This window comes from Thermococcus sp. 21S9 (assembly GCF_012027635.1).
Lineage (GTDB): Archaea > Methanobacteriota_B > Thermococci > Thermococcales > Thermococcaceae > Thermococcus.
The window spans coordinates 1-397 of sequence record NZ_SNUS01000064.1; the positions used below are offsets into that span (position 1 = coordinate 1).

1 pseudogene is annotated in these 397 nt (G+C 53.9%); it reads left to right on the top strand.

Features of this window, described 5'->3' with window-relative positions:
• A pseudogene (locus E3E28_RS10990) lies at positions 1-316 on the top strand (ATPase); the annotation flags it as partial.
• Between the last annotated feature and the right edge of the window lie 81 nt (positions 317-397).

A 397-nucleotide genomic window follows, 5' to 3' on the forward strand; every position in this document is an offset into this window, starting at 1 on the left:
ACCCGACGCTCTTCCGATCTACCGAGAAGGCCGCTCCCTGGAGATCTCCCTGGTTTCTGGCACCCAATACCTCTCGGGCCTGAGCAAGGACCTCGTTAGGGGAGCGACCCACATCGGCATAGTGGGCAGGCTGGCCTCGGAGAAAGATGCAGAGCTTCTCGAAGAGATTCTTGACGAGCGCTTTGATAACGGCAGGAAGCCCCGCTCCCTCGAGGAGCTGTTTAGAATCAGAAAAGCCCGGCGCGGGAAGGGTAAATTCTCGATAGATTGCGAATACACGTTTAGCATTGAATATCGCGTTCCCAAAACCCTGTGAGGTGGTGAAAATGGGGTTGTTTGACAGGTTTAGGAGGGAAAAGAAGAAGCAGAGGGTGAAAGTCCAGATAGGAGCTCTTGA